General features: G+C 72.9%; 12 protein-coding genes. 5 read left to right on the top strand and 7 right to left on the bottom strand.

All coding sequences use genetic code 11. The features are described 5' to 3' along the window. Window positions 1-373 precede the first annotated feature (373 nt). Window positions 374-2548 (top strand): RelA/SpoT family protein, encoded by a 2175-nt coding sequence (locus tag E1300_RS40005; RefSeq protein ID WP_131762480.1) that lies wholly within the window; start codon window positions 374-376, stop codon window positions 2546-2548. Window positions 2549-2617: 69 nt separating this feature from the next. On the opposite strand, the gene aspS is transcribed toward E1300_RS40005, so the two are convergent. Genes aspS through E1300_RS39990 form a run of 3 tightly spaced genes read right to left on the bottom strand, consistent with a single transcriptional unit; the run spans window position 2618 to window position 6393 of the window. Then, window positions 2618-4378, bottom strand: a complete 1761-nt coding sequence (gene aspS / locus E1300_RS40000) for an aspartate--tRNA ligase (protein WP_131762477.1) — start codon at window positions 4376-4378, stop codon at window positions 2618-2620. Continuing rightward, complete coding sequence (hisS, locus tag E1300_RS39995; RefSeq protein ID WP_131762475.1) at window positions 4375-5643, bottom strand: histidine--tRNA ligase; 1269 nt, start codon at window positions 5641-5643, stop codon at window positions 4375-4377. The genes aspS and hisS overlap by 4 nt, the downstream gene beginning before the upstream one ends. 12 nt (window positions 5644-5655) lie before the next feature. Continuing rightward, on the bottom strand, window positions 5656-6393 hold the full coding sequence (locus E1300_RS39990; protein ID WP_131762473.1) for an MBL fold metallo-hydrolase: 738 nt from the start codon (window positions 6391-6393) through the stop codon (window positions 5656-5658). A 223-nt stretch (window positions 6394-6616) separates the two neighbouring features. On the opposite strand from E1300_RS39990, the gene E1300_RS39985 reads away from it, so the two are divergent. Further along, window positions 6617-7351, top strand: a complete 735-nt coding sequence (locus tag E1300_RS39985) for a peptidylprolyl isomerase (RefSeq protein ID WP_131762471.1) — start codon at window positions 6617-6619, stop codon at window positions 7349-7351. A 73-nt stretch (window positions 7352-7424) separates the two neighbouring features. Beyond that, window positions 7425-8660: a DUF349 domain-containing protein gene (locus E1300_RS39980; protein WP_131762469.1), complete on the top strand. Its 1236-nt coding sequence runs from the start codon at window positions 7425-7427 to the stop codon at window positions 8658-8660. Window positions 8661-8692: 32 nt separating this feature from the next. On the opposite strand, the gene E1300_RS39975 is transcribed toward E1300_RS39980, so the two are convergent. The 4 genes from E1300_RS39975 to E1300_RS39960 form a co-directional block, all read right to left on the bottom strand. Next, window positions 8693-9256, bottom strand: coding sequence for a TIGR03086 family metal-binding protein (locus tag E1300_RS39975; RefSeq protein WP_131762467.1), 564 nt, complete (start codon window positions 9254-9256; stop codon window positions 8693-8695). Window positions 9257-9411: 155 nt separating this feature from the next. After that, window positions 9412-10059: a DUF305 domain-containing protein gene (locus E1300_RS39970; RefSeq protein WP_131762465.1), complete on the bottom strand. Its 648-nt coding sequence runs from the start codon at window positions 10057-10059 to the stop codon at window positions 9412-9414. Then, on the bottom strand, window positions 10056-10661 hold the full coding sequence (locus E1300_RS39965) for a thioredoxin-like domain-containing protein (RefSeq protein WP_131762464.1): 606 nt from the start codon (window positions 10659-10661) through the stop codon (window positions 10056-10058). The genes E1300_RS39970 and E1300_RS39965 overlap by 4 nt, the downstream gene beginning before the upstream one ends. A 114-nt stretch (window positions 10662-10775) precedes the next feature. After that, window positions 10776-11303, bottom strand: a complete 528-nt coding sequence (locus E1300_RS39960) for a hypothetical protein (RefSeq protein ID WP_131762462.1) — start codon at window positions 11301-11303, stop codon at window positions 10776-10778. Between the two features lie 182 nt (window positions 11304-11485). Here E1300_RS39960 and E1300_RS39955 point away from each other — a divergent pair, with 182 nt between their 5' ends. Both E1300_RS39955 and E1300_RS39950 read left to right on the top strand, forming a co-directional pair. Beyond that, window positions 11486-12268: a phosphatase PAP2 family protein gene (locus tag E1300_RS39955; RefSeq protein ID WP_207400225.1), complete on the top strand. Its 783-nt coding sequence runs from the start codon at window positions 11486-11488 to the stop codon at window positions 12266-12268. Window positions 12269-12429: 161 nt separating this feature from the next. Beyond that, window positions 12430-13680: a replication-associated recombination protein A gene (locus E1300_RS39950; RefSeq protein WP_242619690.1), complete on the top strand. Its 1251-nt coding sequence runs from the start codon at window positions 12430-12432 to the stop codon at window positions 13678-13680. Window positions 13681-13801 lie beyond the last annotated feature (121 nt).

The raw sequence follows: 13801 nt of genomic DNA, 5'->3' as shown, positions 1-13801 counted from the left end.
CCCCCAGACCCCCGGCAAGACGCCCCCCGAACCACCCGAGCTCGCCGCCCCCGAGAAGCCACCCACGGCCGACGACCCGGCCGAGGCCAACGAGAGCGCCGTGAACGGCAAGCCCGCCACGGCCGGGAAACCCGCCACGACGGGCAAGCCGTCCCGGCCGCCGTCCGCCGCCGCTCGCCCGTCCGCTCCCGCGAAGGGCCCGGCGCGGTCCGGTCCCGCCGAGGGGCGGCCGCGCGCCGACCGCCCCGCTCCCGAAGACGCGGGCGCCACGGAGCCCCCCGTCCCGTCCAGGCCCACACCGGCCACGATTCCACCGTCTGCCGCCCGGGTGCGCCGAAGGCTCGCCAGGTTGGGCGCCCAGCGCGGGCCCACTATGAACCCGGTACTCGAACCACTCATCAAGACCGTCCGGAACACGCACCCGAAGGCCGACCTCCGGCTGATCGAGCGCGCCTACGACGTCGCCGCGCACTACCACCGCCACCAGAAGCGCAAGAGCGGCGACCCCTACATCACGCATCCCCTCGCGGTCGCCACGATCCTCGCCGAGCTCGGCATGAACACCGAGACGCTCTGCGCGGCGCTGCTGCACGACACCGTCGAGGACACCCCGTACACGCTGGAGGAGCTGAGGGCCGACTTCGGCGCGGAGATCGCCGCGCTGGTCGACGGCGTCACCAAGCTCGACAAGGTCAAGTACGGCGAGGCGGCCGAGGCCGAGACCGTCCGCAAGATGGTCGTGGCGATGTCCCGCGACATCCGCGTCCTGGTGATCAAGCTGGGCGACCGGCTGCACAACATGCGGACGCTGCGCTACATGCCGCGCCACAAGCAGGAGAAGAAGGCCCGCGAGACCCTGGAGGTGTTCGCGCCGCTCGCCCACCGGCTCGGCATGAACACGCTCAAGTGGGAGCTCGAGGACCTCGCGTTCGCCACGATGTACCCCAAGCGGTTCGACGAGATCGCCCGCCTGGTGTCCGAGCGCGCGCCGCGCCGCGACGTCTACCTCCAGGAAGTGATCGAGAACGTCTCGACCGACCTGCGCGAGGCGCGGATCAAGGCGACCGTGACCGGGCGGCCGAAGCACTACTACTCGATCTACCAGAAGATGATCGCCCGGGACGTCAGCTTCGACGACATCTACGACCTGGTCGGCATCCGGGTCCTCGTCGACAGCGTCCGCGACTGCTACGCGGCGCTCGGCTCGATCCACGCGCGGTGGAACCCGGTCCCCGGCCGGTTCAAGGACTACATCGCGATGCCGAAGTTCAACATGTACCAGTCGCTGCACACGACGGTGATCGGCCCCGAGGGCAAGCCCGTCGAGCTCCAGATCCGCACCTGGGGCATGCACCGCCGCGCCGAGTACGGCGTCGCCGCGCACTGGAAGTACAAGGAGGAGACGGTCGGCGGCCGCAAGGCCGGCGACATGCAGTGGCTCCGCCAGCTCCTGGACTGGCAGAAGGAGACCGCCGACCCCGCCGAGTTCCTGGAGTCGCTGCGGTTCGACCTGTCGGTGTCCGAGGTCTTCGTGTTCACGCCGAAGGGCGACGTGATCGCGCTGCCGCAGGGCGCGACCCCGGTCGACTTCGCCTACGCCATCCACACCGAGGTCGGGCACCGATGTATCGGCGCCCGCGTGAACGGCCGCCTCGTCCCCCTCGAATCGACCCTCGACAACGGCGACACCGTCGAGGTCTTCACCTCCAAGTCGCAGGACGCCGGCCCGAGCCGCGACTGGCTCGGCTTCGTCAAGAGCGCCCGCGCCCGCAACAAGATCAAGCACTGGTTCTCCAAGGAGCGCCGCGACACCGCGATCGAGTCCGGCAAGGACTCCATCGCCCGCGCCATGCGCAAGCAGAACATGCCGCTCCAGCGCATGATGTCCGGGGAGGCGCTGCTCGCCCTCGCCCGCGACATGCGCTACACCGACGTGTCGTCGCTGTACGCGGCCGTCGGCGAGGGCCACGTCTCCGCGCAGACGGTCGTCCAGCGCCTCGTGGACGCGCTCGGCGGCGTCGAGAGCGCCGAGGAGGACCTCGCGGAGATCGCGCTGCCGACCCGGCGCAAGCGCAACCGCGTCGCCGGCGACCCGGGCGTCGTCGTGGCGGACGACCCGGACGTGTGGGTCCGGCTGTCGCGCTGCTGCACCCCCGTCCCCGGCGACGACATCGTCGGGTTCGTCACCCGCGGCCACGGCGTCTCCGTGCACCGCGCCGACTGCGCGAACGTCGCCAGCCTGAAGTCCCAGCCCGACCGGCTCATCGACGTGAAGTGGTCCCCGGGCGAGGACTCGGTCTTCCTGGTGGCGATCCAGGTCGAGGCCCTCGACCGGCCCCGGCTGCTGTCGGACGTCACGCGGGTCCTGTCCGACCAGCACGTCAACATCCTGTCCGCCTCGGTCACCACCACCCGCGACCGGGTCGCCGTCAGCCGCTTCAGCTTCGAGATGGGCGACCCGAAGCACCTCGGCCACGTCCTGAAGGCCGTCCGGTCGATCGACGGCGTCTACGACGTGTACCGCGTCACCAGCGGTTCCACACGCTGAACCGTTCCCCGCCGAAAGGGCGGGGGCGGCCGCCTCGCGGCGACCGCCCCCGATCCGTCCTGCGACGGGTCAGCTTTCGGCGTCCTGCTCCTCCGGGATCACGTCGACGCCGGCCTCCGCGCGCTGCGCCGGCGTGATCGGCGTCGGCGCGGCGGTCAGCGGGTCGTAGCCGGACGCCGCCTTCGGGAAGGCGATCACGTCGCGGATCGAGTCCTGGCCGGCGAGGAGCATCACGGTGCGGTCCCAGCCGAACGCGATGCCGCCGTGCGGGGGCGGGCCGAACTTGAACGCCTCCAGCAGGAACCCGAACTGCGACTCCGCCTCCTCCTTCGACAGCCCGAGCACGTCGAACACCCGCTGCTGCATCTCGGCGCGGTGGATGCGGATGGAGCCGCCGCCGATCTCGGTGCCGTTCAGCACGAGGTCGTAGGCGTCGGCGAGGGCGGAGCCCGGGTCCTCGTGGAAGGTGGCGGCGTACTCGGGCTTCGGCGCGGTGAACGGGTGGTGGACGGACGTCCAGCCGATCTGCGTCCCATCCGCGTCCTCGACGGGCTCGAAGATCGGCGCGTCGACGATCCAGACGAACTCCCAGGCCGTCTCGTCGATCAGGTTCCGGCGGCGGCCGATCTCCAGCCGGGCGGCGCCGAGCAGCTCCTGCGTGGCGTGCCGCTTGCCGGCCCCGAAGAAGATCGCGTCGCCGATGTCCGCGCCGGTCTTCGCGGCGAGGCCCTCCTTCTCCGCGTCGGAGAGGTTCTTGGCGACCGGGCCGGTGAGCGAGCCGTCCTCCTGGACGAGGACGTACGCCAGGCCGCGCGCGCCGCGGGCCTTCGCCCAGTCCTGCCAGCCGTCCAGCTCCTTGCGGGTCTGGGACGCGCCGCCCGGCATGACGACAGCGCCGACGTACGGGGCCTGGAACACCCGGAACGACGTGTCGGCGAAGTACTCGGTCATGTCGGTCAGCTCGTTGCCGAACCGCAGGTCGGGCTTGTCCGACCCGAACCGGGCCATGGCGTCGGCGTAGGTCATGTGGGGGATCGGCCGGGGGATCTCGTAGCCCGCGATCTCCTTCCAGAGCCGGGCCACGAGGTCCTCGCCGACCCGGAGGACGTCGTCCTGGTCGGCGAACGACATCTCGATGTCGATCTGGGTGAACTCGGGCTGCCGGTCGGCGCGGAAGTCCTCGTCGCGGTAGCAGCGGGCGAGCTGGTAGTAGCGCTCCATCCCGCCGACCATGAGGAGCTGCTTGAACAGCTGCGGGGACTGCGGGAGCGCGTACCAGTGGCCGGGCTTCAGCCGGACGGGCACGAGGAAGTCGCGGGCGCCCTCGGGGGTGGACCGGGTCAGCGTGGGCGTCTCCACGTTGACGAACCCGTGCTCGCGCATCACCTCGTGCGTGATGAACGCGGCCTCGGAGCGGATCCGCATCGCCTTCGCGACGGCCTCGCGGCGCAGGTCGAGGTACCGGTACTTGAGCCGGATCTCCTCGTTGACGTTGACGTCGCCCTCGATGGGGAACGGCAGCGGCGCCGCGTCCGACAGGACCTCGATCTCCGTGGCGGCGACCTCGATGTCCCCGGTGGGGAGCTCGGGGTTCTCGTTGCCCTCGGGACGGATCCGGACCTCGCCGACGACCTTGACGCAGTACTCGGCGCGCAGGTCGTGCGCGGCGTCCTCCTCGCGGAACACGACCTGCGCGGTGCCGGAGGCGTCGCGGAGGTCGATGAAGGTGACGCCGCCGTGGTCCCGGCGGCGGCCCACCCAGCCGGCCAGCGTCACCTGCCGGCCGGCGTGCTCCCTGCGGAGCGTCCCCGCCTCGTGCGAGCGGATCATCGTGACAGCCTTTCCTTCAGCGTCGAGGTGATGTCGGTGAGGGGGACGGCGCTCTGGTCGCCCGCGGCCAGGTCCTTGACCTGGGCGACGCCGTCCGCGATATCTCGCTCACCGAGGATGAGGGCGTACCGGGCGCCGGACCGGTCGGCGTCCTTCATCGCGCCCTTCAGCTTCTTGCCGCCGAAGGCGAGGTCGGCCGCGACCCCCGCGCGCCGCAGCTCGGCGACGAGCGCGAACAGCCGCCGCTCCGCGGCCTCGCCCAGCGGGACCCCGAACACCTCGCAGCGCGGCTTGGCCGCGAAGGAGGCCCCTTCGGCCTCCAGGGCGAGGACCGTGCGGTCCAGGCCGAGCCCGAAGCCGATGCCGGGCAGCGGCGGGCCGCCGATGTCCTCCGACAGCCCGTCGTAGCGGCCGCCGCCGCCGATGCCGGACTGCGCGCCGAGCAGCGGGTGGTCGAACTCGTAGGTGGTGCGCGTGTAGTAGTCGAGGCCGCGGACGAGCCGAGGGGCGTCCTCCCACGCGATCCCGAGGTCGGCCAGCAGCTCCCGGACCCGGTCGTGGTAGGCCTTGCAGGCCGGGCACAGGTGGTCGGCCATCAGCGGCGCGCCGTCGAGCTGCGCGCGGACCTGCGGGCGCTTGTCGTCCAGCACCCGCAGCGGGTTGATCTCGATGCGGGCGCGGGTCGCCTCGTCCAGGTCCAGGCCGCGCAGGAAGTCCTGGAGCAGCGCCCGGTACGCCGGGCGGCACTCCTTGCAGCCGAGCGAGTTCAGCAGCAGCCGCACCCGGGTCAGCCCGAGCGAGCGGTACCACTCCGCCGCGATCGCGATCGTCTCGGCGTCGACCTGCGGGTCCTCGCTGCCGATCGCCTCCAGGTCGAGCTGGTAGAACTGCCGGTACCGGCCCTGCTGGGGGCGCTCGGCGCGGAACGCCGGCCCGGTCGTCCACACCTTCACCGGCAGGGCGCCCTGCTTGTGGAGGTTGTGCTCCAGGACGGCCCGCAGCACCGACGCGGTGAACTCCGGCCGCAGCGTCAGCGACCGGCCGCCGCGGTCCTCGAAGGTGTACATCTCCTTGGACACCACGTCGGTGGACTCCCCGACGCCCCGCCGGAACAGGTTCGTGTCCTCGAAGACCGCCAGCTCCAGGTAGCCGTACCCGGCCAGCCTGGCCTGCTCGGCGAACGCCTCGCGGATGGCGGAGAAGAGGTCCGCGCGCGGCGGAACGTATTCACTGACCCCCTTGGGGGCCTGGAAGCTCGAACTCATGGTCTCTCTGGCTCAGAATCCCTTGGTGGGCCCGTCCGCGGGCAGGCCGCCCGGACGGGCGGGGGAACCCGCCGCGCCCTCCGGCGACAGCTCGGAGAGGAACGGGTTGGTCGCGCGCTCGCGGCCGATTGTGGTCTGCGGCCCGTGGCCGGGCAGGACGGTGGTCTCGTCGGGCCGGGAGAGGCACACCCGCGCCAGGCTCGCCAGGATCTCCTCGTAGGACCCGCCCGGCAGGTCGGTGCGCCCGATGGACCCGGCGAACAGCAGGTCGCCGGTGAACATCACGTCCGGCAGCTCCGCCGTCGCCGGGGTCCGGAACGTGACCGACCCGGGCGTGTGGCCGGGCGCGTGGTCGACGGTGAGGCTGAGCCCCGCGAGCTCCAGGGCGGCGCCGTCCGCGAGCTCCAGCACGTCGTCCGGCTCGCTGAGCTCCAGGCCGCCGAAGAGCTGCTGCCCGGCGCCGAGGGACAGCCCCTTGGCCGGATCGGTGAGCAGGTCGCGGTCGTCCGGATGGATGTAGGCCGGGACGTCCTTCGCGCCGCAGACCGGGGCCACCGACCAGACGTGGTCCAGATGGCCGTGCGTGAGCAGCACCGCGACCGGCTTCAGCCGGTGCTCGCGGAGGATCTCCTCGATCCCGGCCTCGGCGTCCTGGCCCGGGTCGATGATCACGCATTCCTCGCCCGCGGCCGGCGCCACGACGTAGCAGTTCGCGGCGAACGATCCAGCGGGGAACCCGGCGACGAGCACGGTCGTCCTTCCTTAGAACCGATGCGGTGGGCCTGTCCGAGGGTACCGGCGCGGCCGCGGCCACCGCGAACGAGATGGCCGATCGCCGTGTCGCCCCCGCCGCGGGGCCGGGGCGGCGGCGGAACGGTGTTCCTCCAGGTTCGTTCAGCGTGCGGCGCGTCCGCTTGCCGGTACCGCTACTATGCGCTGCACGTTCACCTGATCACAGCGGAGAGGCAGGCACGTGGCGGGGAAGGACCGCAAGAAGCAGCTCGCACGGCAACGCTACGAGCGGCAGCAGGAGCGGCTGCGGGCGGAGGCGGCCCGGTCCCGCCGCCTCAAGATCATAGGCTCGGTCGCCGGGGTCGTGGTCATCGCCGGCGGCGGCACCGCCACCGCCATGGTCATGACCAAGGACGAGGCCCTGAAGTGCGGGTACACGCCCGCGCAGGCCGAGGGTGCGCCGAAGGGACTCGGGACCCCGCCGAAGAAGCCCGCCTACTCCGGCATGGTGCAGGCGACGGTGAAGACGAACGAGGGCGACGTCGTGATGTCGCTGGACGCCGAGAAGGCGCCCTGCACCGTCAACTCGATGGCGTTCCTGGCGAAGAAGAATTTCTTCGACAACACCCCGTGCCACCGGTTGACCAGTGGCGGCCTCAATGTCCTCCAGTGCGGCGACCCCAAGGGCACCGGAATGGGCGGACCGGGGTACCAGTTCGACAATGAGAACACCGCCGGGGCCAAGTACCTCAAGGGCACGCTGGCGATGGCGAACTCCGGCCCCGACACCAACGGCAGCCAGTTCTTCATGGTGTACGCCGATTCGCAGCTCCAGCCCGACTACACCGTGTTCGGGAAAATCACCAAGGGTATGGACGTGCTCGAGAAGATCGCCAAAGCGGGATCGGATCCCAAGGGAGACGGCAAGCCGAAGAAGAAGGTCACGATTCAGGACGTCGCGATCGCCGGGACATAGGGCGACGGGATACTAAGGTGTGGAGGGTCCGGCGGCTGTGAGCACGACCGGACCTGCGATTCAGGAGGCAAGGGTGTCCAGCGCTACCGATCCCTGGGGCCGGGTGGACGAGGACGGCACCGTCTACGTGCGGACGTCGGACGGCGAACGCGTCGTGGGGTCCTGGCAGGCCGGGGCGCCAGAGGAGGCCCTGGCCTACTTCAAGCGCAAGTACGACGCGCTGGTCACCGAGATCGGCCTGCTGGAGCAGCGGGTCCGCACCACCGACCTCCAGCCGGCCCAGGCCCAGCAGAGCATCCAGCGGCTGCGCGAGGCCGTGACCGACGCGCACGCCGTCGGCGACCTGGAGGCGCTCGCCCGCCGCCTGGACGGGCTGACCGAGCAGGTCGGGCGGCGCCGCGAGGAGGTCAAGGCCCAGCGCGAGCAGCACCGGCACGTGGCCCGCGAGGTCAAGGAGCGCATCGTCGCCGAGGCGGAGCGGATCGCCGTCGAGGAGACGCACTGGAAGAACGGCGGCGAGCGGCTGCGCCAGCTCGTCGAGGAGTGGAAGGCCGCCGACCGCATCGACCGGCCCACCGAGACCGCGCTGTGGAAGCGCCTGTCGGCCGCCCGCAACGCCTTCACCAAGCGCCGCAAGGTCTACTTCGCCACCCTGGACGACCAGCGCGAGGAGGCCCGGCGCGAGAAGGAGCGCCTCGTCGCCGAGGCCGAGTCGATGTCGGGGTCGACCGACTGGAGCGACACCGCCGCCGCCTACCGCGACCTGATGCGCCGCTGGAAGATGGCGGGCCGTGCCGCGCGCGACGTCGAGGAGGACCTGTGGGCCCGCTTCAAGGGCGCCCAGGACACCTTCTTCCAGGCCCGCAGCGCCGCGTTCGCCGAACGGGACGCCGAGTTCCGCGAGCACGCCGAGGAGAAGGAGAAGATCCTCGTCGAGGCGGAGCGGCTGCTGCCCGTCCGCGACGTCCGGCAGGCCCGGCAGGCGCTGCGCGCGATCCAGGAGCGCTGGGAGGCCGCCGGCATGGTCCCGCGCGACCAGCGCGACCGCCTCGAAGGCCGGCTCCGCAAGATCGAGGAGGCCGTCCGGTCCGCCGAGGAGAACGAGTGGCGGCGCACCAACCCCGAGGCGCGCGCCCGCGCCGAGGCGACGGTGAACCAGCTCCGCAGCTCCATCGAGCAGCTGGAGAAGCGCCTGGAGAAGGCCCGCGGCACCGGCCGCGACAAGGACGTCCGCGACGCCGAGGAAGCCCTCAACGCCCGCCGCGCGTGGCTGGAAGAGGCAGAGCGCACCTTGGCGGAGTTCTCGTAGTTCCACCGGAACGGCGCCGAGGGCAACGTAGGTCATACCGCTCTTCCCAGGAAGGCCAGGAGGCGGGTCTGCTCGTCGGCGCCTCGGGGGGCGGGGAGCGCCGGGCCGAGGCGGCCGTCCTCGCGCATCGGGGCGGCGATCACGTGGGCGGTCGCGAACGCGTGGTGGACGAGGTCGCGGTCGAGCCGGGACGGCTGGCCTGTGGCCACGGCCAGGTCCCAGGTGTGCACCAGCGGCTCCAGGACGTAGGCCTCCAGGTAGTCGCCGAGCGGCAGGTCGCCGAGCTGGCCCAGGGGGATCGGACGCTCCAGCGCGTCCGCGGTGAGGGCGGCCGCGCACTCCTTGCGGGCGGCGCGCCAGGCCGTCGCGACGTCCCCGGGGACGAAGCGCGCCGGGTCCTCGCCGACCTCCGGCGCGGGCCGCCCGGTCGCCAGCGCGCGGACCGCGTGCTGGCCGCCGGTGACGTGGCCGGCGACGTCCCGCGCCGTCCAGCCCGCGCAGGGCGAGGGCGCGTCCCAGCCGTCCCGGGGCACGCCGGCCACGACCCGCTCGAACAGGTCGAGCGCCCGCTGGTAGCCGTTGAGGTTTCGAGCCATGGTGGTCAGTGACCCGCGATCGGGCAGCGCTGTCAAGCGCCACCGCGAAGGTCGTACCGAACCCTTGACCGCGGCGGTTCGGGCGGGCCGCGACCCGACCGGCGGGTCCGGAGCCCGATCGCCGGCTCCGGACCCCGGGACGGCCGCCGCCCGCCTCACACCGCGCCGCTCCCGCGCTCCCCGAGCATCCCGTTCATCAGCGTGATCTCCGCCTGCTGCCCGTCCACGATCGCGCGGGCGAGGCGCCGCACGCGGTCGTGGCCGGTGCGGGCCAGGACGGCCTCCGCCATCGCGACCCCGCCGCGGTGGTGGGCGATCATCAGGCGCAGGAACAGGACCTCGGCGGCGCGGCCGCGGGCCTTCTCCAGCTCGTCGAGCTGCTCCCGGGTCGCCATCCCCGGCATCGCGGCGGTCCCGGGCGTGGGCACCGGGGACGCGGCGCCGTGCCCGGCGTGCCCGGCCATCCAGCGCATCGGCCCGGCGGGGTCGGTCTTGGGCAGGCCCCACTCGTCCAGCCAGGCGGTCATCATGCCGATCTGCGCGGACTGGGTGTTGATGATGTCGTAGGCGAGCAGCCGCACCGCCGGGTCGTCCGTGGCGTCCCGGACGGCGAACGACATCCGCACGGCCTGGGCGTGGTGGGCGCTCATGTCGCGCGCGAACCCGGCCTCGGGCCCGTCGTCGCCCGGCCGGCCCGAGCGGGAGGCGTGCACGGCGACCACCGCCGCGGCGGCGAGCAGGACGAGGAGCGCGAGGACGACGGTGGCGCGCCGTCCCCGCGCCCCGGGCGCGCCAGCGCTCACGGGGTGTCCTTGGCGCCGTCGCAGGCGGCTCCCGGCTCCGGCGTCTGCGGGCCCTTCACGAAGGCGCGCAGGAACGCGTCGACCCGCTGGTCCGAGGCGTCCTGGAGCTTGAGCTGCCTCCCCCACGCGGTGAGGACGACCGGGGCGTCCAGCGCCGGGTACGGGCTCATGAACGAGTAGTCGGTCGCGGCGACCTTGGCCTTGAGCCGGTCGACCTGGGCGGCGGCGAGGTCCGGCCGGTAGGTGATCCACACGGCGCCGTGCTCCAGGGCGTGGACGGCGTTCTCGTTGCGCAGCGGCCGGTCGTAGACGTGCGCGTCGCAGTTCTGCCACACGGGGTCGTGGTTCCCGCCCATCGGCGGGCTGGTGGCGTAGGTGACGGCGCTCGTCGTGTGGTCGCGGCTCAGCCCGTCCTTCTCGACCAGGCCCGCGATGGCCGCCGAGGAGGCGGACGACCGGGACTGGAAGAAGGCGTAGGTGATCCCGACGACCGCGACCAGGCCGATCACGGTGAAGAAGGCGATGCCGCCCCACGGGACCTCGCGCTTGGTCAGGACGTTCTTCTGCTTGCGTGCGTTCTTGTTGCGGGCGCTCTTGGACATGCGAGCGGTCCTCCGAAGGTCGTTCCGGGTGGGTGTGAGGGGACGGAGGCAGCGCCGTACCGCGGCAGAGGGCGGATACGGAGGTGCTGCCAGGACGGCCTTACGGCCGGTCCGTCACAGCCGGAGGACCTGGAGGAGGGGCGGCGGGGCGAAGGAGGCCGTGCCGCCGGACGGCGGGACGAGCGTCCAGCCGGAGCGGGCGGGCAGGCGGCGGACGGCACGTCCGGCACCGCCCGCCAGCAGGCCGAGCAGGAGGAGCGCGAAGAGGACGGCCAGGCACAGGCAGGCGTGGGACGGCCCGTGCGGCGGCTTCACGGGCGCGCCCAGCGAGGATCCCGCCGACCCGCTAGCCGAGGGCGCCGACAGGCCGTGCGCCGACGGGGCCGCAGACTCGTGCGCCGCAGACCCGTGCCCCGGGGAGCCGTGCGCGGCGGGACCGCCCGCCGAGGGCGTCGCGGCGCCGGGCGTCCGCTGGTGGAGCGCCGCCACCGCCGCGGCGGGCGCCCGGACGGCGTGCTCGGTGCACAGGCGCGCCTGCGGGACGTGCCCCAGGCCGTAGCTGAAGACGAGCCCGGCCGCGACGAACAGCGCGACGAGCAGGCCCGTCGGGCCGTGCCGCCGGCGCGGGTCCGTACCGGACACGTTCACTCCGATCGAAGGGGTTCTTCCCCCGAATAGTACTGATTTCAACTTCCGCGCGGTTCCAACGCGGCTACCGCGCCCGGGGTTCCCGGTCCTCGCACCTGCGGGGGAGCCCGGAACCCTCCTCACGTATCACGCGCGGACCGCCGGGTAGCTAGATGATGAACGACATGGGGCGATCAGTGAGTGAGGGAGCGACGCTGCGGGACGGCAGGCGTGTCGGCGGCGCGGTACTGGCCGCCATCGCGCAGGTGGTGCTGATGGTCGCGGTGCTGGCCGCCTACGAGTACGGGCGGCACCTCGCCGACGGGCGCCCGTCCGAGGCGTTCGCGCACGCCCGCTGGCTGTGGGACGCCGAGCGGACGCTGCGCCTGCCCGACGAGGCGGAGCTGCAGAAGGCCGCGCTGCGCTGGGACGGCTGGGTCCGGGTCGCGAACCAGTACTACGTCCGGGTGCACTTCCCGGCGATCACCGCGTTCATGATCTGGGTCTACTTCTGGCGGCGCCGGGGCTGGCCGCGGGTCCGCGCGGCGATCGTGCTGTCGGCGGCCGCCGCGCTGGCCCTGCACTTCGCGTATCCGCTGGCGCCGCCGCGGATGCTGCCCGGCCACGGCCTCGTGGACCTGATGAACGTCTACGGGCCGAGCGCGTACGCGTCCGACCCGGGGGAGGGCATGACGAACCAGTTCGCCGCGATGCCGTCCCTGCACGTCGGCTGGGCCCTGCTGGTCGCCTGGGGCGTGATCCGGTACGGGCGGACCCGGTGGCGCTACCTGATCGCCGCGCATCCCGTGATCACCTTGCTGGTCGTGGTGCTGACGGCCAACCACTACTGGATGGACGGCATCGTCGGGTGCTCGCTCGTAGTGGCGGCGCTGTGGCTGACGTCCGCCGTCCAGTCCCTGCGGGACGGGGAGCCGGTGCGGGCGGGAACGTCCGAGCGGCGAGATAGTGTCGGAGCGTGACCAGCAGGGCGGAACCGGGCCAGCCGGAGGGCCTGTTCGACGATCCGGCGGAGGAGGCCGCGGCACCGTCCGCGGCCGGCCCCTCGCCGTCCACCGGCGGGCGGGCCGCCGGACCCGCCGGCCGGGGCGGGAGCGGCGCCGAGCAGCCCCTCGCCGTCCGGATGCGCCCGCGCGCGCTCGACGAGGTGGTCGGGCAGGCCCATCTGCTCGGCCCCGGCACCCCGATCCGGCAGCTCGTCGACCGCGACGTGCCGATGTCGCTGGTGCTGTGGGGCCCGCCCGGCACCGGCAAGACCACGCTCGCCACGGTGGTCAGCCATGTGACGTCCCGCCGGTTCGTGGAGATCTCCGCGGTCAGCGACGGGGTCAAGCGGGTCCGCGCCGAGATCGACCTGGCCCGCCGCGAGCTCGGCATGACCGGCCGGCAGACCGTCCTGTTCGTCGACGAGGTCCACCGGTTCAACAAGGCCCAGCAGGACGCCCTGCTCCCCGCCGTGGAGAACCGCTGGGTCTCGTTCATCGGCGCGACCACCGAGAACCCGTTCTTCTCCGTCATCAGCCCGCTGCTGTCCCGCTCGCTGCTGCTCACGCTGGAGCCCCTCGGTGAGGACGACCTGCGCGAGGTGGTCCGCCGGGCGCTGGCGGACGAGCGCGGGCTCGGCGGCCGGGTCCGGCTCGACCCCGCCGCCGAGGACCACCTGATCCGGCTCGCCGGCGGCGACGCCCGCCGCACGCTCACCTACCTGGAGGCGGCCGCGCTGGTCGTCGACGACGGCGCCGTCATCGACGCGGACGTGCTGGAGAAGGCCGTCGACCGCGCCGCCGTCCGCTACGACCGCGAGGGCGACCAGCACTACGACGTCATCAGCGCGTTCATCAAGAGCATCCGCGGCAGCGACGTCGACGCCGCGCTGCACTACCTCGCCCGCATGATCGAGGCCGGGGAGGACGCGCGGTTCATCGCCCGGCGGCTGATCGTGCACGCCAGCGAGGACGTCGGGATGGCCGACCCCACCGCCCTCCAGACCGCGGTCGCCGCGGCCCAGGCGGTGGAGTTCGTGGGGCTGCCCGAGGCGCGCATCAACCTCGCCCAGGCGGTGATCCACCTGTCCCTCGCGCCGAAGTCCAACGCCGTGATCATGGCCGTGGACGGGGCGCTCGGCGACGTCCGCAAGGGCCTCGCCGGGCCCGTCCCCGGGCACCTGCGCGACGCCCACTACAAGGGCGCGGCGAAGATCGGGCACGGCAAGGGCTACAAGTACGCCCACGACCACCCCGGCGGGGTCGTCCGACAGCAGTACGCCCCCGACGCCGTCGACGGCCGCGAGTACTACCGCCCGACCCGGCACGGCGCCGAGTCCCGCTTCACCGAGGTCCTCGCGCGCATCCGCTCCGTCCTGCGCGGCGCATGATCCGGCGAACGGCGCCCCGGTCCCGATAACCTGGGCCGGGAACACCCCGGACGCCGGTCGCGGCACCGGGCCCGGCGCCCGGCCGGCGGCGCGGCGGCGGCCCGCGCGGTGGCGGTCGGCG

It is taken from the genome of Actinomadura fibrosa (genome assembly GCF_900659615.1).
GTDB classification, from domain to species: Bacteria; Actinomycetota; Actinomycetes; order Streptosporangiales; family Streptosporangiaceae; genus Spirillospora; species Spirillospora fibrosa.
The sequence above is the reverse complement of the archived record's forward strand: the minus strand, read 5'-3'. Positions and strand labels throughout refer to the sequence as shown.